Source organism: Amycolatopsis viridis (assembly GCF_011758765.1).
In the GTDB taxonomy this organism is placed as follows: Bacteria; Actinomycetota; Actinomycetes; order Mycobacteriales; family Pseudonocardiaceae; genus Amycolatopsis_E; species Amycolatopsis_E viridis.
On the sequence record NZ_JAANOU010000001.1, the window covers coordinates 1,842,595 to 1,865,096 of the forward strand.

27 protein-coding genes are annotated in these 22,502 nt (G+C 73.3%); 15 read left to right on the plus strand and 12 right to left on the minus strand.

What is annotated here, in order from left to right; all coding sequences use genetic code 11:
- The first annotated feature begins 7 nt into the window (after nucleotides 1-7).
- Nucleotides 8-724 carry a dethiobiotin synthase gene (bioD, locus tag FHX46_RS09085; protein WP_167112379.1) on the plus strand — a complete coding sequence of 239 codons (717 nt, stop codon included), beginning with the start codon at nucleotides 8-10 and terminating at the stop codon, nucleotides 722-724.
- 149 nt (nucleotides 725-873) lie between these two features.
- On the plus strand, nucleotides 874-1,470 hold the full coding sequence (locus FHX46_RS09090) for a DUF2567 domain-containing protein (protein WP_167112381.1): 597 nt from the start codon (nucleotides 874-876) through the stop codon (nucleotides 1,468-1,470).
- Nucleotides 1,471-1,520: 50 nt separating this feature from the next.
- On the opposite strand, the gene FHX46_RS09095 is transcribed toward FHX46_RS09090, so the two are convergent.
- The 3 genes from FHX46_RS09095 to FHX46_RS09105 all read right to left on the minus strand — a co-directional run bounded on the left by FHX46_RS09095 (nucleotide 1,521) and on the right by FHX46_RS09105 (nucleotide 3,443).
- Nucleotides 1,521-1,781, minus strand: a complete 261-nt coding sequence (locus tag FHX46_RS09095) for a WhiB family transcriptional regulator (RefSeq protein WP_167112382.1) — start codon at nucleotides 1,779-1,781, stop codon at nucleotides 1,521-1,523.
- A 273-nt stretch (nucleotides 1,782-2,054) separates the two neighbouring features.
- Entirely contained in the window at nucleotides 2,055-2,768 is a 714-nt protein-coding gene (locus tag FHX46_RS09100; RefSeq protein WP_167112384.1) for an LON peptidase substrate-binding domain-containing protein, read from the minus strand.
- A 33-nt stretch (nucleotides 2,769-2,801) separates the two neighbouring features.
- Nucleotides 2,802-3,443 (minus strand): NUDIX hydrolase, encoded by a 642-nt coding sequence (locus FHX46_RS09105; RefSeq protein ID WP_167112386.1) that lies wholly within the window; start codon nucleotides 3,441-3,443, stop codon nucleotides 2,802-2,804.
- 104 nt (nucleotides 3,444-3,547) lie between these two features.
- On the opposite strand from FHX46_RS09105, the gene nadA reads away from it, so the two are divergent.
- The 3 genes from nadA to nadC are packed head-to-tail and all read left to right on the plus strand — an operon-like array spanning nucleotide 3,548 to nucleotide 7,043.
- Entirely contained in the window at nucleotides 3,548-4,555 is a 1,008-nt protein-coding gene (gene nadA, locus FHX46_RS09110; RefSeq protein WP_167112388.1) for a quinolinate synthase NadA, read from the plus strand.
- On the plus strand, nucleotides 4,552-6,198 hold the full coding sequence (locus FHX46_RS09115; protein WP_208400075.1) for an L-aspartate oxidase: 1,647 nt from the start codon (nucleotides 4,552-4,554) through the stop codon (nucleotides 6,196-6,198). The genes nadA and FHX46_RS09115 overlap by 4 nt, the downstream gene beginning before the upstream one ends.
- Entirely contained in the window at nucleotides 6,195-7,043 is an 849-nt protein-coding gene (gene nadC / locus FHX46_RS09120; RefSeq protein ID WP_167112390.1) for a carboxylating nicotinate-nucleotide diphosphorylase, read from the plus strand. Before FHX46_RS09115 ends, nadC begins: the two co-directional genes overlap by 4 nt.
- Nucleotides 7,044-7,053: 10 nt before the next feature.
- On the opposite strand, the gene FHX46_RS09125 is transcribed toward nadC, so the two are convergent.
- Nucleotides 7,054-8,124 (minus strand): dihydrofolate reductase family protein, encoded by a 1,071-nt coding sequence (locus tag FHX46_RS09125; protein ID WP_167112392.1) that lies wholly within the window; start codon nucleotides 8,122-8,124, stop codon nucleotides 7,054-7,056.
- 104 nt (nucleotides 8,125-8,228) lie between these two features.
- On the opposite strand from FHX46_RS09125, the gene FHX46_RS09130 reads away from it, so the two are divergent.
- The gene (locus FHX46_RS09130) at nucleotides 8,229-9,269 is read left to right on the plus strand and encodes an ROK family transcriptional regulator (RefSeq protein ID WP_167112394.1); all 1,041 of its coding nucleotides are present in this window, start codon (nucleotides 8,229-8,231) and stop codon (nucleotides 9,267-9,269) included.
- 3 nt (nucleotides 9,270-9,272) lie between these two features.
- Here FHX46_RS09130 and FHX46_RS09135 read toward each other — a convergent pair whose 3' ends face one another.
- Nucleotides 9,273-10,349, minus strand: a complete 1,077-nt coding sequence (locus tag FHX46_RS09135; protein ID WP_167112396.1) for a type VII secretion protein EccE — start codon at nucleotides 10,347-10,349, stop codon at nucleotides 9,273-9,275.
- Between the two features lie 84 nt (nucleotides 10,350-10,433).
- On the opposite strand from FHX46_RS09135, the gene FHX46_RS09140 reads away from it, so the two are divergent.
- Nucleotides 10,434-11,069: a response regulator gene (locus tag FHX46_RS09140; RefSeq protein WP_167112398.1), complete on the plus strand. Its 636-nt coding sequence runs from the start codon at nucleotides 10,434-10,436 to the stop codon at nucleotides 11,067-11,069.
- Here FHX46_RS09140 and FHX46_RS09145 read toward each other — a convergent pair.
- Nucleotides 11,066-11,860 (minus strand): carbon-nitrogen hydrolase family protein, encoded by a 795-nt coding sequence (locus tag FHX46_RS09145; RefSeq protein ID WP_167112400.1) that lies wholly within the window; start codon nucleotides 11,858-11,860, stop codon nucleotides 11,066-11,068. The genes FHX46_RS09140 and FHX46_RS09145 overlap by 4 nt on opposite strands.
- Nucleotides 11,861-11,909: 49 nt before the next feature.
- Here FHX46_RS09145 and hisD point away from each other — a divergent pair, with 49 nt between their 5' ends.
- From hisD to FHX46_RS09165, 4 genes are read left to right on the plus strand one after another with little or no spacing between them, the layout of a single operon-like run.
- A complete protein-coding gene (gene hisD / locus FHX46_RS09150) occupies nucleotides 11,910-13,235 on the plus strand; it encodes a histidinol dehydrogenase (protein ID WP_167112401.1) in 1,326 nt (441 codons plus the stop codon).
- Nucleotides 13,232-14,329 (plus strand): histidinol-phosphate transaminase, encoded by a 1,098-nt coding sequence (locus FHX46_RS09155; protein ID WP_167112403.1) that lies wholly within the window; start codon nucleotides 13,232-13,234, stop codon nucleotides 14,327-14,329. The genes hisD and FHX46_RS09155 overlap by 4 nt, the downstream gene beginning before the upstream one ends.
- Nucleotides 14,326-14,925: an imidazoleglycerol-phosphate dehydratase HisB gene (hisB, locus tag FHX46_RS09160; protein WP_167112405.1), complete on the plus strand. Its 600-nt coding sequence runs from the start codon at nucleotides 14,326-14,328 to the stop codon at nucleotides 14,923-14,925. The genes FHX46_RS09155 and hisB overlap by 4 nt, the downstream gene beginning before the upstream one ends.
- Entirely contained in the window at nucleotides 14,922-15,080 is a 159-nt protein-coding gene (locus tag FHX46_RS09165) for a hypothetical protein (RefSeq protein ID WP_167106226.1), read from the plus strand. The genes hisB and FHX46_RS09165 overlap by 4 nt, the downstream gene beginning before the upstream one ends.
- Here FHX46_RS09165 and FHX46_RS09170 read toward each other — a convergent pair.
- On the minus strand, nucleotides 15,077-17,248 hold the full coding sequence (locus FHX46_RS09170) for an MMPL family transporter (protein ID WP_167112407.1): 2,172 nt from the start codon (nucleotides 17,246-17,248) through the stop codon (nucleotides 15,077-15,079). The two genes, FHX46_RS09165 and FHX46_RS09170, sit on opposite strands and share 4 nt — an antisense overlap.
- Nucleotides 17,249-17,432: 184 nt before the next feature.
- On the opposite strand from FHX46_RS09170, the gene FHX46_RS09175 reads away from it, so the two are divergent.
- Nucleotides 17,433-18,017 carry a TetR/AcrR family transcriptional regulator gene (locus FHX46_RS09175; RefSeq protein ID WP_167112409.1) on the plus strand — a complete coding sequence of 195 codons (585 nt, stop codon included), beginning with the start codon at nucleotides 17,433-17,435 and terminating at the stop codon, nucleotides 18,015-18,017.
- Nucleotides 18,018-18,038: 21 nt separating this feature from the next.
- Here the strand turns inward: FHX46_RS09175 and FHX46_RS09180 are convergent, their stop codons facing one another.
- Nucleotides 18,039-18,464, minus strand: a complete 426-nt coding sequence (locus tag FHX46_RS09180; protein ID WP_167112411.1) for a GNAT family N-acetyltransferase — start codon at nucleotides 18,462-18,464, stop codon at nucleotides 18,039-18,041.
- Nucleotides 18,465-18,481: 17 nt separating this feature from the next.
- On the minus strand, nucleotides 18,482-19,027 hold the full coding sequence (locus FHX46_RS09185; protein ID WP_167112413.1) for an RNA 2'-phosphotransferase: 546 nt from the start codon (nucleotides 19,025-19,027) through the stop codon (nucleotides 18,482-18,484).
- A gap of 101 nt (nucleotides 19,028-19,128) precedes the next feature.
- On the opposite strand from FHX46_RS09185, the gene FHX46_RS09190 reads away from it, so the two are divergent.
- A complete protein-coding gene (locus tag FHX46_RS09190; protein WP_167112415.1) occupies nucleotides 19,129-19,539 on the plus strand; it encodes a DUF2695 domain-containing protein in 411 nt (136 codons plus the stop codon).
- Here FHX46_RS09190 and soxR read toward each other — a convergent pair.
- Together soxR and FHX46_RS09200 are read right to left on the minus strand one after the other, a co-directional pair.
- Nucleotides 19,511-19,972: a redox-sensitive transcriptional activator SoxR gene (gene soxR / locus FHX46_RS09195; RefSeq protein WP_116115551.1), complete on the minus strand. Its 462-nt coding sequence runs from the start codon at nucleotides 19,970-19,972 to the stop codon at nucleotides 19,511-19,513. The two genes, FHX46_RS09190 and soxR, sit on opposite strands and share 29 nt — an antisense overlap.
- Nucleotides 19,973-20,247: 275 nt before the next feature.
- Nucleotides 20,248-20,589 carry a hypothetical protein gene (locus FHX46_RS09200; protein WP_208400077.1) on the minus strand — a complete coding sequence of 114 codons (342 nt, stop codon included), beginning with the start codon at nucleotides 20,587-20,589 and terminating at the stop codon, nucleotides 20,248-20,250.
- Between the two features lie 110 nt (nucleotides 20,590-20,699).
- On the opposite strand from FHX46_RS09200, the gene hisH reads away from it, so the two are divergent.
- Complete coding sequence (gene hisH, locus FHX46_RS09205) at nucleotides 20,700-21,329, plus strand: imidazole glycerol phosphate synthase subunit HisH (RefSeq protein WP_167112419.1); 630 nt, start codon at nucleotides 20,700-20,702, stop codon at nucleotides 21,327-21,329.
- Between the two features lie 65 nt (nucleotides 21,330-21,394).
- Nucleotides 21,395-22,135 (plus strand): bifunctional 1-(5-phosphoribosyl)-5-((5-phosphoribosylamino)methylideneamino)imidazole-4-carboxamide isomerase/phosphoribosylanthranilate isomerase PriA, encoded by a 741-nt coding sequence (gene priA, locus FHX46_RS09210; protein ID WP_167112421.1) that lies wholly within the window; start codon nucleotides 21,395-21,397, stop codon nucleotides 22,133-22,135.
- On the opposite strand, the gene FHX46_RS09215 is transcribed toward priA, so the two are convergent.
- Complete coding sequence (locus FHX46_RS09215) at nucleotides 22,119-22,499, minus strand: PPOX class F420-dependent oxidoreductase (protein WP_167112423.1); 381 nt, start codon at nucleotides 22,497-22,499, stop codon at nucleotides 22,119-22,121. The genes priA and FHX46_RS09215 overlap by 17 nt on opposite strands.
- Between the last annotated feature and the right edge of the window lie 3 nt (nucleotides 22,500-22,502).

The window sequence follows — 22,502 nt, forward strand, 5'->3', positions numbered from 1 at the left end:
GGATCCCGTGAGCGTGCTGGTTGTGACCGGGACCGGAACGGGCGTCGGCAAGACCGTGGTGACCGCGGCGCTCGCTGCTCTCGCGCATGCCGAGGGCCGCCGGGTCGCCGTGCTGAAACCCGCCCAGACCGGGGTCGGCCCGGACGAACCGGGAGACGTCGACGAGGTGGCCCGCCTGGCCGGCGGAGTGACGACGCGCGAGTTGCGGCGCTATCCCGACCCGCTCGCCCCGGAGCGGGCGGCCCAGCGGAGCGGGATCGCGGTGGTGCGGCCCGCGGAGGCCGCGCACGCGGCGAGCGAGCTCGCCGAGACGCACGACCTCGTGCTGATCGAGGGCGCGGGTGGGCTGCTGGTCCGCTTCGACGGCGACGGTGCCACGCTGGCCGACGTGGCGTGGGCGCTGTCCGCCCCGCTGCTGGTGGTCGCGCAGGCCGGGCTCGGCACGCTCAACCCGATGGCGCTGACCGCCGAGGTGGCGACCGCGCGCGGCCTGAACGTGCTGGGCGTGGTCATCGGCTCCTGGCCGGCACAGCCGGATCTCGCCGCGCTGTGCAACGTCACCGACCTGCCGGTGGCCGCCGGGGCGCCACTGCTCGGTGCTCTCCCGGAGGGTGCGGGCGAGCTGGACCGGGCGGCGTTCCTGACGGCCGCCCGTGCCGGGCTGTCCCCCTGGTTCGGTGGCGACTTCGACGCGGAACGGTTCCACAAGGGCCTGTCCACTTGAGACGGGACGGGCATCGCTGAGCGGTTGCGTCCGCGCCGGTGCTCTCGCCGCGCGAACGGGCCGGGCGACGCAACCGACACGGTGCGTGCACGGCCGAGGCGACCGGCTAGTCTCGTTCCGGCGGAACACGCGGGAACGGAAGGGGTGCGGTGGCCGACTCGTCGCCGGTGCAGGCCAGGCCGGGAGGCCCCGGCTCGGAGTTGCCTGCTGTGCTGTTGACCCGCAGGCCGGCCCGGCCGCGGGTCGTCGTCAAGGCCGACCTGCTGCCCGCGGTCAGCCTGCTGTCGCTGATCGGGATCGCCGGCATTCCGCTGGGCTGGGTGTGGTCGCTGCTCGCGCCGCCCGAACGCGTGCGTGTCTTCGACGGCGGGCAGCTGGTCCCGCTGCAGCTGGAGAGCTGGCACCGCTTCGACGGCTTGGCGGTCTTCGCGCTGATCGGGATGGCCGCCGGGGTGGTCACCGGTGTCGCCGTGTGGATGCTGCGGGAACGCCGCGGGCCGGTGATCATGATCGCCGCGGTGCTCGGCGGGCTGCTCGCTGCCTGGCTCGGCACCCAGATGGGAGTCGCGTTCGCCAACGGCGCCTACGCGGTCACCACCACGCCGGCCGTCGGAGATGTGATCGAGCGTGCCCCGCGCCTGGAGTCGATGTCGGTGCTGGTCGCCCAGCCGCTGGCGACCGCCCTGGTGTACGGCGTGCTCGCCGGCTGGAACGGACGCGAGGACCTCGGCCGCAGGCTGGGCTAGGAACACACACGGCCGGGACCCCTTGTCGGGATCCCGGCCGTGGGCTTGTCTCAGGCGGCCTCGGCGCGGCGGCGCGAGCGGACCAGGCTCCGCCGCTCCTGCTCGGTGGTGCCGCCGAAGATGCCGTTGTCGAGACCGGCGTCCAGTGCGTAGGCCAGGCATTCGGCGCGCACCGGACAGCTTGCGCACACCGCCTTGGCCCGTGCGACCTGCCGGGCGCCCGGGCCCATTTCGGACACGGGGAAGAACAGCTCAGGGTCCTCGTCCCGGCAGGCGGCACTCGTACGCCAGTCGATCACGTCGCGGCTCATGGCGTGCCGCCTCCTCTCGTTGCGTTGCGTTCCAGCTGGCGCTCCCGGCACCAGCAAGGGCGATGAGCACAGGAAAAAGCCCATCTTGTTCTTGCTGCGGTATCTGGGTTGCCACGCCGGGCTCGGATCAATCACCTTGATCCTGGCGGGCCGGTGGCAGAGGGCTGTTGCCAGCGCCGAAGGTCCAACGGTACCAGGAAGATCGTTGTTCCCCAGGGTCCGCGAAAATGTTTCCCCGTCCGTGTGACCCGATTCACGGTTTGCCGCGGTGGCTCAGTTCAGGCTGGCGGGCAGCCCCAACTGGATCAGCTCGGGCGGGGGAGCGGGCACAGCCCGCAGCTTGGACAGGAAGCCGGCCTCGCGCCGCAGCATCCGGCTCACCATGCGCAACCGCCGCAGCGGGTGGGTCTCCTCGAGCAGCTCCTGCCGGTCGGCCAGCGGCAGGAGGCAGTCGGCCGCCAGCAGGTAGGACAGTGCTCCGGGTTCGATGCCCGGTTCGGGCGCCGCCCAGGTGTCCCGGTGCCAGGCGGCCTCGCAGTAGGCGGTGTGCGCGGCGAGCGCTGCGCGCCGCAGGCCGTGTACGGCGTGGGCCGCGGCGGGCGGCAACGGCGCGTCGTCGACCCACTCGATCCGGCCCACCAGGTACGGGGCGCGGCTGACGTGGATCTCCAGGACGCGGAACCGGCGTTCCCCGCGGGTGACGATGTCGAAGCGCCCGTCGGGCAGCCGTTCGCTCTCCCCGAGCAGGGCGGCACAACCGATGCCGTGGACGTGCTCGACGTGCTCGACCTCGCGGACGGCGGAGGTGCGGATCGCCACGATCCCGAAGCGCCGGTCCGGCACCGCGCCGGTCAGCAGGTCGACCACGAGCTGCCGGTAACGCGGTTCGAACAGGTGCAGTGGCAGGGTGGCGCCGGGCAGCAGAACGGTTTGCAGCGGGAACAGGGGGATGGTCTCTGTCGCTCTTTCCTGCCGCTCCGCATCCACGGCTACACGGTACGTCGATCCCGTGGTTCTCGCTCAACGTCGGGGCGGCGGACGGAACACCGCGAACGGGTCTGTCACTTGGATGCCCTTCCCGGTGAACGAGAACAGCGCGGCCGGCCGGCCGCCGCTGCGGCCGGGCGGCGCGGTGTGCCCGGTGGGGGAGAGCAGGCCGCGGCGGGACAGCACGCGCTGCAGGTTGGTGGCGTCGACCTTGTAGCCCAGCGCCGCCGAGTACAGCTCGCGCAGGGCCGAGATGGTGAACTCGCGCGGCGCCAGTGCGAAGCCGACGTTGGTGTAGGACAGCTTGGAGCGCAACCGGTCGCGGGCGCGCAGCACGATGTCGCGGTGGTCGAACGCGGTGCGCGGCAGGTCGTTCACCGGGTGCCAGCGGGTGTCCTCGGGGACCTCCGGGTCGACGCCGCAGGGGACCAGGCCGAGGAACGCGGTGGCGACCACGCGTGGCCCGGGCACCCGGTCCGGGGCGCTGAACACCGCGAGCTGCTCGACGTGGGTCAGCTGCCGGACGTCCACCTTCTCCGCGAGCTGCCGGCGGACGGAGGTCTCCACGTCCTCGTCCGGCCGCAGCCGGCCGCCGGGCAGCGACCAGCGGCCGAGGTGCGGATCCAGCGCGCGCCGCCACAGCAGGACCTGCAGTGTGGCGGAACGCACTTGCAATACCGCCGCCAAAACCTCGTGTGCCAGGGGGGCGCTGTTGTTAATATGGCTCCGCACGGTTTTCGATTGTAAGGCGAAAACCAGCGACTGGTCCAGGAGGGCCGATGACTGCAGCGAGTGTGGATCTCACCCCGTATGGCGGCGTGGAGCCGGACGAGGCGTGGGCGGAAGAGGTGCGCAAGCTGGCGCGCGAGCGGGACGCCGTGCTGCTGGCGCACAACTACCAGGCGCCGGCGATCCAGGACATCGCCGACCACACCGGGGACTCCCTCGCGCTGTCCCGGATCGCCGCCGCGAGCGACGCGTCGACCATCGTGTTCTGCGGTGTGCACTTCATGGCCGAGACCGCGAAGATCCTGTCGCCGGACAAGACGGTGCTGATCCCGGACGCGCGGGCCGGCTGCTCGCTCGCCGATTCCATCGACGCCGCCCAGCTGCGCGCGTGGAAGTCCGAGCACCCCGGTGCGGTCGTGGTGTCCTATGTGAACACCACGGCGGAGGTCAAGGCGGAGACGGACATCTGTTGCACGTCGTCCAACGCGGTCGACGTGGTGGCCTCGATCCCGGCCGACCGCGAGGTGCTGTTCTGTCCGGACCAGTTCCTCGGCGCGCACGTCAAGCGCAAGACCGGGCGCGAGAACCTGCACATCTGGGCCGGCGAGTGCCACGTGCACGCCGGCATCAACGGCCCCGAGCTGGCGCAGCGCGCGGCCGACAACCCGGATGCGGACCTGTTCATCCACCCCGAGTGCGGCTGTGCGACCTCGGCGCTGTACCTGGCCGGTGAGGGCGCGGTGCCCGCGGACAAGGTGAAGATCCTCTCCACCGGCGACATGGTGCAGGAGGCCCGTGCCACCAAGGCGAAGTCGGTGCTGGTGGCCACCGAGGTGGGCATGCTGCACCAGCTGCGCAAGGCCGCGCCGGGCGTGGACTTCCGTGCGGTGAACGACCGCGCGTCGTGCGCCTACATGAAGATGATCACCCCGGCGGCGTTGCTGCGCGCGCTGCGGGAGGGTGCCGACGAGGTGCACGTCGACCCGGACGTGGCAGCTCGCGCCCGCGCCTCGGTGCAGCGGATGATCGAGATCGGGCAGCCCGGCGGCGGCGAATGACCAGCCCGGTTATCGACGGCGAGTCGAAAACCGCGTGCTGGGAGGCGCGGGCCGATCTGGTCGTGCTCGGCACCGGGGTGGCCGGGCTGACCGCCGCGATCCGTGCGCAGGAGCTCGGGCTGCGGGTGCTGGTCGTCACCAAGGCGGCGGTCGCCGATGGCAACACCCGGTGGGCCCAGGGCGGTGTCGCGGTGGTCCTCGAGGACCAGCACGACGAGGGCGACTCCATCGCGCGGCACGTCGAGGACACGCTGGTCGCCGGCGCCGGCCTGTGCGACACCGACGCGGTCGCGGCGATCCTGGCCGGCGGCCCGCGCGCGGTGTCCTGGCTCCGGTCGGTGGGAGCCCGGTTCGATCCGGGCGTCGCCGGCCTGCTGGCCCGCGCCCGCGAAGGCGGGCACAGCGCGTTCCGCGTCATCCACGCCGGTGGGGACGCGACCGGGGCCGAGGTCGAGCGGACGCTCGTCGCCGAGGCCACCGGCCGGCGGTTGCCCGTCCTGGAGCGGCACATCGCGATCGATGCGCTGCGCACGCCGCGCGGGGACGTGGCGGGCGTGACGGTGCTGGACCCGGAGGGCAGGCCGGGCGTGCTGCGGGCGCCCGCGGTGCTGGTCGCGACCGGCGGGACGGGTCAGCTGTACCAGGCCACGTCGAACCCGGAGATCGCCACTGGCGACGGGGTGGCACTGGGGTTGCGGGCCGGGGCGGCGGCCGCCGACCTGGAGTTCGTGCAGTTCCACCCGACCGTGCTGTACACGCCGGGCGCGCGTGGCCGGTGCCCGCTGGTCACCGAGGCCGTGCGCGGCGAGGGTGCGGTCCTGGTCGACGGCGCGGGCGCGTCCGTGATGCAGGGCGTGCACCCGCTGGCCGATCTGGCTCCGCGGGACGTGGTGTCCGGCGCGATCATCCGCCGGCTGGCCTCCGCGCCGGGCGGGATCGACGACCACGTGTTCCTCGACGCCACCGGTGTGTCCGGGTTCGCCGCTCGGTTCCCCACGGTTTTCGCGGCCTGCCGCGCGATCGGCGTGGACCCGGCGCGCGACCCGATCCCGGTGACGCCGGCGGCGCACTTCGCGTGCGGCGGGCTGGTGGCCGGCACGGACGGCCGCACCGGGGTGCCCGGCCTCTACGCGGCCGGGGAGGTCGCGCGGACCGGGCTGCACGGGGCGAACCGGCTGGCGTCCAACAGCCTGCTGGAAGGGCTGGTGACCGGTACCGCCGCCGCGCAGGCCGTGGCCGCGGACCTCGCCGCCGGGGTGCTGGGCGACCCGAAGCAGGCGGTGGCACCGGTGCCCGCTCCGGTGCGCATCGCCCAGCGGGACGCGCTCCAGCGCGCGATGAGCCGGTACGCGGCGATCGGGCGGGACGCCGAGGGGCTGGCCGTGGCCGGTTCCGTCCTCGACCTGTCTACTTCGGACGGTCTACTGCGGACGCACGCGGACGTCGAGGACGCGGCGCTCACCCTGGTCGCCCAGGCCTTGCTGGCCGCGGCGGCCCGGCGCACCGAGTCCCGCGGCTGCCACGTGCGCACCGACCACCCGGCGCGGGACGACCTGCGGTGGCAGCGCAGTCAGCTCATCCGCCTCACCCCGTCCGGCCAGCCGGTGCTGGCCGACCCCGTCTGCTCGGAGGAAGTGGCATGACCCTGGACCAGGACGACGTCCGCCGCGTCGTGGAGACCGCGCTGGCCGAGGACCTGCGGTACGGACCGGACGCGACCACCGCGGCGACGGTGCCCGCCGGGGCCACCGCGATCGCGGAGATCACCCCGCGCGTGGACGGCACGCTCGCCGGTGTGCCGGTCGCGCTGGCCGTGTTCGACGCCGTGCTCGGCTCCGGGTACGCGGTGCTCGACCGGGCCGAGGACGGCAGCCGGCTCGTCGCCGGCACCCCGGCGCTCGTGGTGCGCGGCCCGGTGCGCGGGCTGCTCACCGCCGAGCGGACGGCGCTGAACCTGGTGTGCCACCTGTCCGGGGTGGCGACCGCCACCGCCGCATGGGTGTCCGCAGTGGACGGTACCGGGTGCGGGATCCGCGACTCCCGCAAGACGTTGCCCGGCCTGCGGCTGCTGCAGAAGTACGCGGTGCGGTGCGGCGGCGGGGTGAACCACCGGATGGGCCTCGGGGACGCGGTCCTGATCAAGGACAACCACGTCGTCGCGGCCGGCTCGGTGACCGCGGCGCTGGCCGCGGCCCGCGAGCACGCCCCGGAATTGCCGTGCGAGGTCGAGGTGGACACCCTCGATCAGCTCGACGAGGCGCTCGCCGCCGGTGCCGACGAGATCCTGCTGGACAACTTCACCCCGGAGCAGTGCGCGGAAGCCGTGCGGCGCAAGGACGAGCTGTCGCCGAAGACCCGGCTGGAGGCGTCCGGCGGGCTGCAGCTGGCCAACGCGCGCCCGTACGCCGAGACCGGGGTGGACTACCTGTCGGTCGGCGGGCTGACCCACTCCTCGCCCGCGCTCGACCTCGGCATGGATCTCCGCTGACCGGACGCGATCAGGTGCGGAACGGCAGGTGCGCGTTCGTCTCCTGGACCAGGCCCGCCAGGTCCGGCAGTTCGCGCACCTCGCGCCCGGCCGCGCGCAGCGTTTCCGCGCCCACGCAGTCCACGAACAGGTCCGGCTCGCGCCAGGCGAACACCACCCGCGGGATGCCGGAGTCCAGGATCCGCTGCGTGCACGACACCGGCCGGGAGGCGCGCGCACTGCACGGTTCCAGCGAGGAGTAGATCGTCGCGCTCGCCAGGCGCGGGTCGTCGCCCAGTTTGGCGAGCGCGACCTCCTCCGCGTGGTCGTGCGGAGCGGTCTCGCCCGAGTACCCGGTGGCCAGCACCCGGTCGGCCGCGTCGGTCACGATCGCGCCGACCCGGAACGTCGCCGACGGCGGGCAGTTCGCCGCCAGCGCGATCGCCTCCCGCAGCCGCCGGTGGTCGCGCGCCGCCTGACCCAGGTGGTACCGCATGAACACCACGTCACCGATCCGCCGGGTCTCGGTCAGCTGCAACCGCCCCGGCGGGAACCGGCCCGGGCCCACGAACCGCGGCGCCGCCGCCTCGCCGACGAACACCGGCGCGATCGCCAGGTGCAGCTCGTCGACCACGCCCGCGGTGAGGAACTGGGTGTGGACCGCGCCGCCGCCCTCGACCATCAGCCGTCCGACGCCGCGCGCGGCCAGATCGGCGAGCACGCGCCGCAGGTCCAGCGGGCGGCCGCCGTCGACCACCGTCGCCACCGCACCGAGCCGGTCCCGCACCGGCGCCGGTGCCGAGGTGTAGACGAGTTTTTCGACGTCGCCGGTGGTGAAGAAGTTCGCCGCCGGGTCGAGGTCGCCGCTGCCGGTGATCGTGACCTTCGCCGGGTGCGCGCGCCCGGACCGCACCAGCAGCCGCGGGTTGTCGGTGCGGATCGTGCCCGCCCCGACCAGGATCGCGTCCACCCCGGCCCGCACCTCGTCGACCCGCGCGAAGTCCTCCTCGTTGGACAGCAGGAGCCGCTGGTCGCTGGTGTCGTCCAGGTAACCGTCCAGGGACACCGCCGCGGAGGCGATGACGTACGGGCGCGTGCTCACGTCCGGTGAGTCTGCCATCCCGGATCCCGGACCGCGTTGACACCGGACGCTCCGGGCACTTTCGTGCAGGATGGAAGAAAATCATCGTCCGCTGGGGGTGCGTAGTGTCGAACGCCGCCGCGGTGCTCGGCGCGATCCGGCGCGAGGGCCCGCTGTCGCGTGCCGCGATCGCCGAGCTGACGTCGCTGAGCATGCCGACGGTCAGCCGTCAGGTCGCCGCGCTCGCCGAGGCGCGGCTGGTGCGGGACGTGCCGGACCTGGCGCGGCCGGGCGCGGTCGGCCGGCCGCGGGTGCCGGTGGACATCGACGACACGGTGCTCGCCGCCTGCGGCGTGCACATCGGTGTCCGTACCACCACGTTCGGCCTCGTCGACCTGCGCGGACGGCTCGTCGCCAGCGAGAAGATCCCGACCCCGCGGGGCAGCGCGGAGGACGGGCTGGCGTTCCTCGCCGCCAAGGTCCGCGCGTTCCTGCGCCGCCGGCGGGAGCGACGGGTGGTCGGCCTCGGGCTCGCCACCGGCGGGCAGGTCGACACCACCCGCGGCCTGATCAGCCACGACCGGCTGGGCTGGCACCGCGCGCCGGCGCGGGCCGTGCTGTCGCGCGGCACCGGGCTGCCGGTGCACGTGGACGGCCACGTGCCCGCGATGGCGCACGCCGAGCTGCTGTTCGGCGAGGGCAAGCAGTACCCGAGCCTGCTCTACTTCTACGCCCGGCAGGTCGTCGGCGCGGCGATCGTGGTCGACGGGGTCCTGCACCGCGGCCCCGGTCAGGCCGGTTCGGTGGCGCACCTGCCGGTCGGCGGCGACGTGCGCTGCGGGTGCGGCCGGACCGGGTGCCTCGAAGCGACGATCAACGACCAGACCGACCGGGGTGCACTGGCCGACCGGGCCGCGACGATGGGGCGTGCGGTCGCGCTGCTGCGCGACATCGTGAACCCGGACCAGGTCGTGCTGGGCGGCCAGAACATCACCGACGCCCCCGAGCACCTCGCCACCCTGCTGCACGCCTTCGCCGCGACGACCGCGCTGCCCGGGACTGACCTGGTGACGGTCACCCGGTTCGGCCCCGACGTCCAGGCAGTCGCGGCGTGCACCGGTGTTCTCGCCGGCATCTACGCCGACCCGGGACCGCTCATGGCGTAGCGGTCAGCGGGGCAGCGCGAGCGGCAGCGTGCGGCGGACCGCGGCGGCGTGCCGGCCGTAGAGCGGGACGACGGGCAGGTCCAGGTCCCGTGGCCGCGGTGGACGCCGTGCCTGACCGTAGCGGGCCAGCCGCAGGGTGACGTCCTCGGTGAGCCGCCCGAGCCGGTTGCGCCGCAGGGTGCACGCCGCCACCGTCAGTGCCGCCCCGCGGGCCGCCGCGGTCAGCAGTACCGGCAGGTCGGCCCGGGTCAGCGGCGCGAACCCGGCCTGGGTCGCGCGCCCGGCCGACCACGAGCGCCACCGGTCGGTCACCGTGCTGCGCGGTGGGAGGTCCGTGCCCAGCGTGGCGCGCAGCTCGGCGGCCAGCTCGCCGGCTTCGAGCAGCGTGCTGCCGTACCCGGCGCGGGCGAGCGCGCCCATCAGCGTCAGCGCCGCGCGCGTCGTCGCCCGCAGCTCGCCGGCCTCCCCGCCGCCGCGGGCCAGCGCCGCCAGGGGCGCCTCGTCGGGCCGGTACCGCACCGCGACCAGGAACGTCCGGTCGCGCAAGCCGGTGCGCACCACCAGTTGCGCGCTGGACAACGGGATCTCCGGGTTCTCGCACGCGGCCCGCAGGAGATCCAGCACCTTCGCCACGTCCGGTTCGACGCCCGCATGCAGCCGGATGACCGCCGTCCAGCCATCCCCGACACCGGCGACCCCGAACCGGTTCCCGGCGCGGTCGGCGTGCTGCCGCAACCGGAAGTCGTGGGCGAGCACCCGCAGCGGATCCGCGGCCTGGCGGCGCTCGTCGTGCTGGAGCAGCCGGTAGGACACCCACGTGCCCGCCCACCCGGCGAGGTGACGCCCCGCGAACCGGACGGACGTGGCCCCGATGACCAGGACCGCGAGCACGATCACCAGCGGCGCGGCCGGCAGCACGCCCTGGACGGCGAGCAGCACGGCGATCAGGGCGGACTCCCAGACCGCGACCTGGGCGAAGGAGATGGGCAGCACCGACGGTGCCAGGGTGAACCGGCGGGGCCGGGATGTGTGGGGTGCCGTTCCGCCACCGGCGGAGACCCCCGCGTCGGCAGCGGTCAACTCGCTTCTCCTTGCTCCTGGTACAGAATAAACGGAAAAGCCGGGTCCGCTGCCGGGAAAAATGCCCACAGGGAGTGAGTTCTGATGACCGCGAGCGAGGGCGGGCCCATCCGGGCCGGCGTCATCGAGGACCACCCGCTGTACCGGCACGCGGTCGCGAACGTGCTGTCCGGGGCCCGCGACGTCGAACTCGGTCCGGTCGCGGAGTCGGTCGCCGCGTTCGCCGCCGCCGGGGAACCGGCCGGCTGCGTCGTCGTGCTGGACCTGAAACTGCCCGGGGTCACCGGTACGCGGGCGGTGCACGAGGTCGTGCGCATGGGCCACCAGGTGCTGGTGGTGTCCGCGCACGCGGGGCAGGACGAGGTGCTGGGCGCGATCTCCGCCGGTGCCCGGGGCTACCTGTCGAAGGACGCCGACGGCGACGACATCCTGCACGCGGTCCGCGAGATCGCCGCCGGGAACTCCTACGTCTCCCCGACGCTGGCGTCCTACCTGCTGGACTCCACCCGCCCGCGGGCCGGGTCGCGCAGCGTGCTGTCCGACCGGGAACGGCAGGTGCTGTCGCTGCTGGCGGCGGGGGAGCGGGACGCCGACATCGCCGCGGCGATGGAGATCAGCGTCCGCACCGTCCGTTCCTACCTCGACCGGATCCGCGACAAGACGGGCCGCCGCCGGCGCCCCGAACTGACCCGGCTCGCCATCGAGGAGGGGATGGTCTAGAGCCGCCGGTTGGCGAGCGCTCCGGTGGCGTTGCGGGCCTGGCCGGTGACCTCCGGGTCGATGTCCACGACGACCGAGCCGGGGCCCGCGCCGAGCTGGGCGTGCACGCGGCCGAAGCCGTCGGCGACGGTCGAGAACCCGATACCGGTCGGCGCCTTCGGGTTCACCTCGACACCGGCGGCGGCCGGGTCGGCCTGCCCGCAGCCGAGTACCCAGCAGCCCGAGTCCAGCGCGCGCGCCCGCACCAGCACCTCCCACTGGTCCCGCTTGCCCTCCCCGGCGCCCCACGACGTGGGCAGCACGACCGCGGACGCGCCCCGGTCGGCCAGCGCGCGGAACAGCTCCGGGAACCGCACGTCGTAGCAGGTGGCGAAGCCCAGGGTCACGCCGTCGACCTCGACCGTGACCGGCTCGCTGCCGGGCGCGACCGTGTCGGACTCGCGGAACCCGAACGCGTCGTAGAGGTGGATCTTGTGGTAGCCCAGGTGGTGTCCGAGGCCCGTGATGAGCAGCGTGTTCCGCACCCGCCCGTCGTCGTTCGGTGTGAACATGCCGGCCACCACGAGCACCCGGTGCTCGTCGGCGATCGACGCCACCGACTTCGCCCACGGCCCGTCCAGCGGCTCGGCGACCGGCCCGAGCGGTACTCCGAACCGCGCCATCGTGGCTTCCGGGAACACCACGACCCGCGCCCCGTCGCCCGCCGCGCGCGCCACGCCCTCCCGGATCGCGGTGACGTTCTCCGCGGGCTCGGCACTCGATGTGAGCTGGCACAAGCCGATCCGGAGCACGGGCTACCTCCCTGGTCGTCGTCCACGTTCCAACTCGTACCCTAGACCCATGTTGAACCGCATCGACCTGCGTGGACGCGTGCCGTCCGCCACGGAACTCCGAGCCACGCTCCCGCGTGCCGAGATCGACGTGGACGCGGCGCTGCATCAGGTCCGCCCGGTGGTCGAGGCGGTCCGCGCCCGCGGGGTCGAGGCGGTGCTGGAGTACACCGAGCGGTTCGACCGGGTGCGCCCGGAGAGCGTCCGCGTGCCGCGGCCGGAGATCGAGGCCGCGCTGACCACGCTCGACCCGGCGGTGCGTGCCGCGCTGGAGGAGGCGATCGAGCGCGCCCGCAAGGTGCACGCCGACCAGCGCCGCACCGACGTGACCACGACGGTCGTCGACGGTGGCACGGTCACCGAGCGCTGGGTGCCCGTCGAGCGCGTCGGCCTCTACGCCCCCGGCGGGCTGGCCGTGTACCCGTCGAGCGTGGTGATGAACGTGGTGCCGGCGCAGGTCGCGGGTGTCGGCTCGCTGGTGCTGTGCTCGCCGCCGCAGGCGGAGTTCGGCGGGCGCCCGCACCCGGCGATCCTGGCCGCGGCGGCACTGCTGGGCGTCGACGAGGTGTGGGCGGTCGGCGGTGCGCAGGCCGTTGCGCTGCTGGCCTACGGCGGCACCGACACCGACGGCGCGGAGCTGGTCCCGGTCGACCTGGTCACCGGACCCGGCAACATCTACCTGACCGCCGCCAAGCGCCTGCTGCGCGGCCTGATCGGCATCGACTCCGAGGCCGGCCCGACGGAGATCGCCATCCTGGCCGACGACACCGCCGACCCGGTGCACGTGGCGGCCGACCTGGTCAGCCAGGCCGAGCACGACCCGCTCGCCGCGAGCGTGCTGGTCACCACCTCGGCGGAGCTGGCCGACGCCGTGGACCGGGAGCTCGCCGGGCGGGTCGCGGCCACGAAGCACACCGAGCGCATCGGGGAGGCGCTGCGCGGCAAGCAGTCCGGCGTCGTCCTGGTGTCCACTGTGGATGACGGTCTGCGGGTGGTGGATGCCTACGCCGCCGAGCACCTGGAGATCCAGACGGCCGACGCGCGCGCCGTCGCGGCCCGCGTGCGCAACGCGGGCGCGGTGTTCGTCGGCCCGTACGCGCCGGTGTCGCTCGGCGACTACTGCGCGGGGTCCAACCACGTGCTGCCCACCGGCGGCTACGCCCGGCATTCGTCGGGGCTGTCCGTGCAGAGCTTCCTGCGCGGCATCCACGTCATCGACTACAGCGAACAGGCGCTGCGCGAGGTGGCCGGCAAGGTCGTCGCGCTCGCGAACGCCGAGGACCTGCCCGCACACGGGGAAGCGGTCACCGCGCGCTTCCCGGGAGGAGTTCAGTGACTTCCGACGAGGTCCGCCTGGAGGACCTGCCGCTGCGCGAGGACCTGCGGGGCCGCAGCCCCTACGGCGCGCCGCAGCTGGACGTCCCGGTCCGGCTCAACACCAACGAAAACCCGTACCCGCCACCGCAGGCACTGGTCGACGACGTCACCGAGGCGGTCCGCGAGGTGGCCGCGAACCTGCACCGGTACCCGGACCGCGACGCGATCGCTCTGCGCCAGGACCTCGCCGCATACCTGTCCGGGGCCACCGGCGTGCCGCTGACCGAGCGGAACCTGTGGGCCGCCAACGGGTCCAACGAGGTGCTGCAGCAGATCTTGCAGGCGTTCGGCGGTCCCGGCCGCAGCGCGCTGGGTTTCGAGCCGTCCTACTCGATGCACCCGATCATCGCGGCGGGCACCCGCACCGACTGGGTCCCGGCCCCGCGCCGGGACGACTTCATGCTCGACACCGAGACCGCGGCGCGGATCGTCGGCGAGCGCAAGCCCGACATCGTGTTCGTGACCAGCCCGAACAACCCGACCGGCGGCTCGATCCCGTTCGCGGAGCTGGAGCTGGTGCTGCGGGCCGCGCCGGGCATCGTCGTGGTGGACGAGGCGTACGCGGAGTTCTCGTCGCAGCGCAGCGCCGTCGAGCTGATCGGGTCCTACCCGGCGCAGCTGATCGTGTCGCGCACGATGAGCAAGGCGTTCGCCTTCGCCGGGGGCCGGCTGGGCTACCTGGCGGCCGCCCCGGCGGTGATCGACGCGCTGCAGCTGGTGCGGCTGCCCTACCACCTGTCGCTGCTGACGCAGGCGGCCGCGCGCGCGGCGCTCCGGCACGCGGACGCGACGCTGGCCACGGTCGCCAAGCTCGCCGCCGAGCGCGAGCGGGTCGCCGAGAGCCTGCTGGGCCTGGGCTTTTCCCCGGTGCCCAGCGACGCCAACTTCATCCTGTTCGGCCGCTTCGCCGACGCGCGGGCGAGCTGGCAGAGCTACGTGGACAACGGGGTGCTGATCCGCGACGTCGGCATCACGGGTCACCTGCGGGTGACCATCGGCACCCCGGAGGAGAACGACGCCTTCCTGGCGGCGAGCAAGGAGGTTCCGCGGTGAGCCGCGTCGGCAAGGTTTCCCGGACCACCAAGGAGTCCTCGATCACCGTGGTGGTCGACCTGGACGGCACCGGGCAGGTGGAGGTGTCCACCGGGGTGCCGTTCTACGACCACATGCTCAACTCGTTCGGCGTGCACGGGTCGCTCGACCTGAAGATCGACGCGACCGGTGACATCGAGATCGACGCGCACCACACGGTCGAGGACACCGCCATCGTGCTCGGCCAGGCGATCCGCCAGGCGCTGGGCGACAAGTCGGGCATCCGCCGCTTCGGCGACGCGTGGATCCCGATGGACGAGACGCTCGCCCACGCCGCGATCGACGTGTCCGGGCGCCCGTACTGCGTGCACGTGGGCGAGCCCGAGCAGTTCAACACCTTCACCATCGGCGGGAACTACCCGTTCGTGCTGACCCGGCACGTGTTCGACTCGCTGTCGTTCCACGCGCAGATCGCCCTGCACGTGCGGGTCGTCCACGGCCGGGACCCGCACCACATCGCGGAGGCCCAGTACAAGGCGGTCGCCCGTGCGCTGCGGGCGGCGACCGAACCCGACCCGCGCGCGGGTGGCATCCCCTCGACGAAGGGTGTGCTGTGAGCAAGGAGGTCGTCGCCGTTCTGCTGCTGGCGCTCGGCGGTTTCCTGGTCGGCGGCGTGTACAGCACGTGGAAGACGGCCAAGGTGCTCGCGGCCGCGTTGCTGGTCGCGGCACTCCTGGCCGTCGGCGGCGCGATCGCCTGGCTGGTGTCCTAGCCCCGCGCGCGTTCCAGTGCGTGGTGCTCGTCGAGGTGCCTGGCGAGGCTCTCGCCTTCCACGTCGACGTTCGGCAGCACGCGCTGCAGCCACTTCGGCAGCCACCACGCGTGCCTGCCGAGCAGGGACATCACCGCGGGCACGATCGTCATCCGCACCACGAACGCGTCCACCAGCACGCCGAACGCGAGCGCGAAGCCGATCGACTGGATCAGCGACAGCTCCGCCGCGACGAACCCGGCGAACACGCTGATCATGATGAGCGCGGCCGCGACCACCACGCGGGCGCCGTGCCGGAACCCGCTCACCACCGCGTCGCCCGCGTCGGCGCCGTGCACGAAGTCCTCGCGCATCCGGGTCACCAGGAACACCTGGTAGTCCATGGCGAGGCCGAACAGCACGCCGATCAGCAGGATAGGCAGCATGCTCATGATCGGCCCGGTCGACTTCACGCCGAGCAGGCCGGTGAGCCAGCCCCACTGGAACACCGCGACCACCGCGCCGAACGTCGCCGCCACCGAGCCGAGGAAGCCCAGGGTCGCCTTCAGCGGCACCACGAGCGACCGGAAGACCAGCATCAGCAGCAGGAACGCCAGCCCGACGATCAGGCCGAGGTAGGGCAGCATCGCGCCGGCCAGCTTCTCCGACACGTCGATCTGCAGCGCCGTCTGCCCGGTCACCGACAGCTTCGCCCCGGTGGCGCCGGAGAGGCGGTGGGACTGTTCGCGGATGTTCGCGACGAGCTGTTCGGTCTCCGTGCTGCTCGGCCCGCTCTTCGGGATCACCGTGACCAGCGCGGTGTCGCCGTCGGCGTTGAACTGCGGCTGGGTCACCCGCGCGACGTCCGGCAGCCGGGAGATCGAGTCGGTGGCCCCGGCCGCGGCCAGGCGCGGGTCGGGGGCCCCGGCTGAGTCGATCACGACGATCAGCGGGCCGTTGGTGCCCTCCCCGAACCCCTTGCTGATCAGGTCGTACGCCTTGCGCTGGGTCGAGTCGGGCGCGGCCGTGCTGTCGTTGGGCAGCCCGAGCTGCATGCTCAGCGCCGGGATCGCGACGACGAGCAGGCCGAGCACGGCCGTGACCAGCACCGGGATGCGGTGCCGTCCGACGTACCGGGCCCAGCGCTCGCCCAGGGCGGGCTTGCCGTGGTGCTTCGGGCGGGACCGCTTGCCGATCACCTTGCGCCCGGCGAAACCGAGCAGCGCGGGCAGCAGGGTGAGCGCGATGAGGACCGCGACGGCCACCGTCGCGGCGGCGGCGATGCCCATCTGGCCGAGGATCGGGATGCCCACGACGGTCAGGCCGGCCAGCGCGATGATCACCGTCAGGCCGGCGAACACCACCGCCGAGCCCGCGGTGCCCACCGCCCGCCCGGCGGCCAGTTCCGGGTCGTGCCCCCCGGCGAGTTCGTGCCGGTAGCGGGAGACGATGAACAACGCGTAGTCGATCCCGACGGCGAGGCCGAGCATCAGCGCCAGGACCGGGGTGTTGGAGTTCAGATCGGCGAAGCCGGACACGGTCAGCACGCCCGCCATGCCCACCCCGACGCCGATCAACGCGGTCAGCAGCGGCAGCCCGGCGGCGACGATCGAGCCGAACGTGATCGCCAGCACGAGGGCCGCGATGAGGACGCCGACGCCTTCGGTGGCCTGGGAACCGGGCACGCCCTGGATCGCGTCGCCACCGAACTCGACGGTGAACCCGGCGTGTTGGGCCGGATCGGCCGCCGCTCTGAGAGCTGCCCGGTCGCCCTCGGTGACATCCGTGGCCGGAACCCGGTAGCTCATCTGGGCCATCGCCACCCGTTCGGTGACGGTCTTGGCCTGGTACGGGTCGGCGACCGTGGCGACGCCGGGAGCGGACTTGAGCCGGCCGACGAGGTCCTCGACCGCGGCGCGCACGTCCGGTTCGGCCAGCGTGCGACCCGCCGGGGCCTCGATCGCCACGCGTGCCGTCGCGTTTCCGGGCGAGGCCTGCGGGAACTTGTCCTTGAGGTGGTCGATGGCCTGCTGGGCCTCGGTGCCCGGGATGGTCACCGAGTTCGACATCTGCCCGGACAGGGCGAGCGCCCCGCCGCCGAGGGCGAGCAGGACCGCCGCCCAGACGCTCGCGACGAGCCAGCGCCGGCGGAAGGAGAACCGGGCGAGACGGTAGAGCAGGGTGGCCACAGGCCGGCTCCAATACGGTCGGGTGACATCTGATCCGGTGATCCCGAAGCTAGCCGATCGGCAAGTGCACTACAAGCCGATCGGCTAGTGTGTGACTAGCCGCACGGCTAGTGCCATCCGCGTTTGCCGGACCTGTCGCCGGTCGCGTACCCTTCGGTCGCCGAGGAGGAGGTTCACCAGTTCGATGGCAGCCGTGGCCGGACACGAGGACACCCGTACGCGTTTGCTCGCCACGGCGCTGAAGCTGTTCACCGAGCACGGCGTGGAGGGCACCTCGCTGCAGATGATCGCCGACGAACTCGGGGTCACGAAGGCGGCGGTGTACTACCACTTCAAGACGAAGGACGAGATCACCGAGGCCGTGGTCGAGCCGGGGCTGCGCGAGCTGGAGTCGATCGTGGCGGCCGCGGCCCGCCAGCGCAGGCCGGGCGCACGCATCGACCACCTGCTGGCCGGGTTCGTCGACGTGGTGGTGCGGCACCGGGCGCTGGTGGCGTTGTTCTCGGGTGATCCGGGGGTGGCGCGGGCGCTGGAGAAGCACTTCTTCCGCAAGGAGAGCTTCATGACCGGGATGATGACGATCCTCACCGGCCCCGATCCCGACGCCGCGCGCGTGGTGGCCGTGCACGCCGCGCTGGGCGGTATCGCCCTGGCCGGCGGCGCGCAGGAACTGGCCCGCTTCAGCGACGACGTCCTGCGCGAGTCGCTGCTCGACGTGGGACGCAAGCTGCTGGGCCGTCCCCGGCGCCGCCCCGCGGTGCCGTCCTGAGCGCGCGGCCTCGCGTCCACCTCAGGTCAGCGGCAGCGTCAGGCACGCGGCGCTCGCGACGAAGCCGCGCCGCTCGTAGTAGCCGCGGGCGCCCCGCACCGCGACGCTCACCGCGACGGCCCCGGCCGTGCGTGCCCGCTGGATCACCGCGTCCACCAGGAGCCCGCCGATCCCGTGTCCGCGGTGCCCGGTGTCCACCACGAGTTCCAGCAGCTGACTGACCGGCCCGCCGGAATGCAGCGACAGCACGCGAGCGGCCAGGACGTAGCCGACCACCTCGCCGTCCCGGTCCGCCACCAGGAAGTCCGTGTCGTCGTACGTCGTCGCCGCGATCAGCTGTTCGTAGTTGTGTTCGAAGACCGGCCGGGCGGCACGGCCCTCCGTGGCCTGACCGAGCAGGGTGAAGACGGCTTCGGCATCGGTGACATCGGCTGGCCTGATCCGCACCCGCTCATTGTCGTCAGTCAGTGACGGCGCAGGTACTCCGGAGGCACCGCCCGGGTGAGCCAGACACCGTTCGCGCTCACCTGGAAGCGGTACCCGTCGCGCGCCATCGCCGCGGCGTCGACGGTCAGCACGACCGGTCTGCCGTGCCGGGCTCCCACGCGCAGCGCGGTCTCCCGGTTGCCGGAGAGGTGCACGTCGTGCCGCGATCCCGGCCGCAGGCCCTCGCGGCGGATGGCGGGCAGGAACCGCTCGGCCGTCCCGTGGAACAGCACGTCCGGCGGGGCCGCGTCCGGCAGCCCGAGGTCGACGGCGACGCTGTGCCCCTGGCTCGCCCGGATGAGCGTCCCCGTCTCGTCGAACGCGAAGCGGCGTTTGTCGTTGCCCGCCACCACCGCGTCGAGTTCCGCCCGGGTGAGTGACAGACCGTGCCGGGCCAGAGCGGTGAGCAGATCGGCCACCGGGACCCAGCCGCCCGGTCCGAGTGCCAGCCCGATCTCCGCCGGCCGGTGCCGCAGGTGCCGGGAAAGCCGCTTGGACACCCGGGTCATCGTCTTTTCGTTCATTCCGGCGTCCAGTTACGCACCGGCGGCCCAGCCGGTGCAAGGTTTTTTGTCGGCCCAGGCTGGTAGGCAGGACGCAGGCACCCGAAGGAGGCCGATGTCCAATGCCCGCCGACGCCGCGCTGCTCGACCTGTGGACCGAGCCGCAGGAGCGCGAATGCCTGCTCTGCTACGTGACGCGAATGCGCGCCGATTTCGGCTGCGACGGGACGATGCGCTGGACGCGGCGGTGGCGGACCCGCCGCGCCCCGGCGGTCACCTCGCTCGACCGGATCTTCCGGCAGCACCGCACCACGTGCGATTGCGGCGTGCCGTCCGCGTTCGGGGCCGGCCCGGTGCGCCACGGCGACGCCGTCACGACGCTGCCGCCACCCTGCTCCGGGGTCCGCCGCGGCTCGGCACAGCCCTGCCCGGCCTGGCAGCGCCCGCCCCACCAAGCCCCGCCGCCGGGCGGGAAACGGTCATCCGGCACGGGCTCCGGCCCGGCTACGCCCCGCCCTCGGCGGCGGGCTTGAGCCCGCGTGCCCCCGGGCCGTACTGCGCCATCCGGTCGTCGGTGTTGTAGAGGCCGCACACGCGCAGCGACAGGCAGCCGCAGCCGACGCACCCCGTCAGCCGGTCACGCAGCCGCTGGAGGGCGTCGATGCGGGCGTCGAGTTCGTCCTGCCACCCGCGGGACAGCCGCGCCCAGTCGGCCTTCGTCGGCGCGTGGTCGCGGGGCAGGGTGGACAGCGCGTCGTGGATCTCCTCGAGGCTGAGGCCCACCCGCTGCGCCGCGCGGATGAACGCGATGCGGCGCAGCACCGACCGCGGATAGCGCCGCTGGTTCCCCGCCGAGCGCTCGGACGAGATCAGGCCCCGGTCCTCGTAGAATCGCAGGGCGGTGTGCGGCACGCCGCTGCGCTCGGCGACCTGGCCGATGGTCAGGTGGTCGGCAAGCTTGGTCACGCGGCCAGCCTATCCCCGACTTCGACTTAAGTCGAGGTTGGTCCGTGGTGGCCTGGGCGACACGACCGGCGTCCCGGGAGACGCCCGGGCGCGGCGGAGTCCACTGTAGATGTGCTGGCGAGGCGCCGGACCGGGGGTACCGGAGGTCTCGCCGGATGCGCGCGCCGGGGCCGGTCGGCGGAGGGACTCCGGCCGGCGACGGGGTGGCCGTCGAGCAGCTCCCCGTCAGCGGCCGTGCCGAACCGCTCGGCGCGGCCGAGCACCGGCGTGCGGCCTCACTTCTGGCGTGGCGCGTGCTCCGGCAGCAGGCGGCACAGGGCGTCGACGGTGACCTGGAGGTCCTCGGACGCCGCGGCGGCCTGTTCGAGTGTGCTGTGGATCGTCTGGACCGTCAGCAGCTCCAGGTCGTGCTCCCGCTCGCGCAGACCCGGGCAGTCCCGCAGTTCGTCGAGCACCCCGGTGACCGCCGCGGCCAGCCGGTCCAGGCCGTCGAGCAGGTCACGCACCTCGTCCGCGCCCAGGGCGACGCTCACCAGCTCGTCCAGCCGCTTGGCCAGCCGGGCGGCCTGCTCACCGGCCAGCGTTCCGGGCCCCTGAGCTTCGCTCTGCGACGACATGGTCACTCCCTACCGCGGGCGCCCTCCTGGTGCCTTCCCCCTTCCGGCCCACTCAAACGTCACGGCGCCACCCGGGGCGACCGCGGGCCCGGAACCCCTAGACTGGCCAGGTGGCTCGCGTCGTGATTCTGGACTACGGATCGGGGAACCTGCGCTCCGCCGAGCGCGCTGTGCGGCGCGTCGGCGCCGAGGTCGAGGTGACCGCCGACCCGCATGCGGCGCTCGAAGCCGACGGCCTCGTCGTACCGGGCGTGGGCGCCTACGCGGCCTGCATGGCCGGTCTGCTGTCCGTGGGCGGCGAGAAGATCATCGGCAGCCGGCTCGCCGGCGGACGGCCCGTGCTCGGAATCTGCGTGGGCATGCAGATCCTCTTCGAGCGGGGCGTCGAGCACGGCGTGGAGACCGCGGGCACGGGTGAGTGGCCCGGCACCGTGGAACGCCTGCACGCCGACGTCGTCCCCCACATGGGCTGGAACACCGTCCGCGCGCCGGCGGACTCGCAGTTGTTCGCCGGCCTGGACGCCGGCACGCGGTTCTACTTCGTGCACTCCTACGCCGCCCGGCGCTGGGAGCTCGACTCCGGCCTGCCGGGCCAGCAGCCGAAGGTGACGTGGTCGCACCACGGTGAGGACTTCGTCGCAGCCGCCGAGAACGGGCCCCTGTGGGCGACGCAGTTCCACCCCGAGAAGTCCGGCGACGCGGGCGCCCACCTGCTGGAGAACTGGCTGCGCACCCTGTGAGACGGGTCCTGCCCGGGCCCGTACCCTCCGGCCGGCGCAACCCCGTTGCTCCTTATAGTGGCCGCGTGACGTTCACCCTGCTTCCCGCTGTCGATGTGGCCGATGGCCAGGCCGTGCGTCTCGTCCAGGGCGAGGCCGGCACGGAGACCTCCTACGGCAGCCCGCTGGAGGCGGCCCTGGCCTGGCAGCGCGACGGCGCCGAGTGGATCCACCTGGTCGACCTCGACGCCGCGTTCGGCACGGGTGACAACCAGGAGCTGATCTCCCGCGTGGTCGGCGAGCTGGACGTCCAGGTCGAGCTCTCCGGCGGCATCCGCGACGACTCCTCCCTGGCGGCCGCGCTCGCCACCGGCGCCCGGCGCGTCAACCTGGGCACCGCCGTGCTCGAAGATCCGGAGTGGACCGCCAAGGTGATCGCCGCCTACGGTGACCGCGTCGCGATCGGGCTCGACGTGCGCATCACCGAGCAGGGGCACCGGCTCAAGGGCCGCGGCTGGACCAGCGATGGCGGTGACCTGTGGGAGGTCCTGGAACGCCTGGACCGCGACGGCGCCGCCCGCTACGTGGTCACCGACGTCAGCAAGGACGGCACCCTCCAGGGCCCCAACCTCGACCTGCTCGCCGAGGTCGCCGCCCGCACCGACGCGCCGGTGATCGCCTCCGGTGGGGTGTCCAGTTTGGACGACCTGCGTGCGCTGGCGGGCCTGGCGCCCGACGGGGTGGAGGGCGCCATCGTCGGCAAGGCCCTCTACGCCGGGGCGTTCACCCTGCCGGAAGCCCTCGCCGCGGTCAGCCCGCGAGCCTGATCGCCAGCCCCACGGTCCGGCGGCGGCCACGCAGCCTGCTGAAGAACATCGTCACCCGACCGACGATCCCGTACTTGCGCGCGATCACCGTCCGCACCCGTTCGGTGGCTTCGTCGTCCAGGATCCGTGCGCGGCCCCGCACCACCGGGCCGTGTACCGAGTTCCCGCGGAGGTCGCAGCCCTGCACCGTGATCTCCGGGTTGTTGCGGATCCGCTTGACCTTGCCCGCCGTGCGCTCGCTCCAGACCACGATCTCCCCGGCGTCCCCGGCCGCCCAGACCGGTGTCGGCACCGGGGCGCCGGACTTGCGGAACGTGGTCAGCAGGAGGAACTTCTCGGCGGCGATCCGCTCGAATTCCGACATGCC

Coding starts and splice junctions, on each gene's coding strand:
- FHX46_RS09175 (WP_167112409.1), top strand. CDS start 17,433: ATGGCAGCCGTGGCCGGACACGAGGACACCCGTACGCGTTTGCTCGCC.
- FHX46_RS09095 (WP_167112382.1), bottom strand. CDS start 1,781: ATGAGCCGCGACGTGATCGACTGGCGTACGAGTGCCGCCTGCCGGGAC.
- FHX46_RS09190 (WP_167112415.1), top strand. CDS start 19,129: ATGCCCGCCGACGCCGCGCTGCTCGACCTGTGGACCGAGCCGCAGGAG.
- FHX46_RS09200 (WP_208400077.1), bottom strand. CDS start 20,589: ATGTCGTCGCAGAGCGAAGCTCAGGGGCCCGGAACGCTGGCCGGTGAG.
- nadC (WP_167112390.1), top strand. CDS start 6,195: ATGACCCTGGACCAGGACGACGTCCGCCGCGTCGTGGAGACCGCGCTG.
- FHX46_RS09185 (WP_167112413.1), bottom strand. CDS start 19,027: ATGAACGAAAAGACGATGACCCGGGTGTCCAAGCGGCTTTCCCGGCAC.
- hisD (WP_167112401.1), top strand. CDS start 11,910: ATGTTGAACCGCATCGACCTGCGTGGACGCGTGCCGTCCGCCACGGAA.
- FHX46_RS09115 (WP_208400075.1), top strand. CDS start 4,552: ATGACCAGCCCGGTTATCGACGGCGAGTCGAAAACCGCGTGCTGGGAG.
- FHX46_RS09140 (WP_167112398.1), top strand. CDS start 10,434: ATGACCGCGAGCGAGGGCGGGCCCATCCGGGCCGGCGTCATCGAGGAC.
- FHX46_RS09215 (WP_167112423.1), bottom strand. CDS start 22,499: ATGTCGGAATTCGAGCGGATCGCCGCCGAGAAGTTCCTCCTGCTGACC.
- nadA (WP_167112388.1), top strand. CDS start 3,548: ATGACTGCAGCGAGTGTGGATCTCACCCCGTATGGCGGCGTGGAGCCG.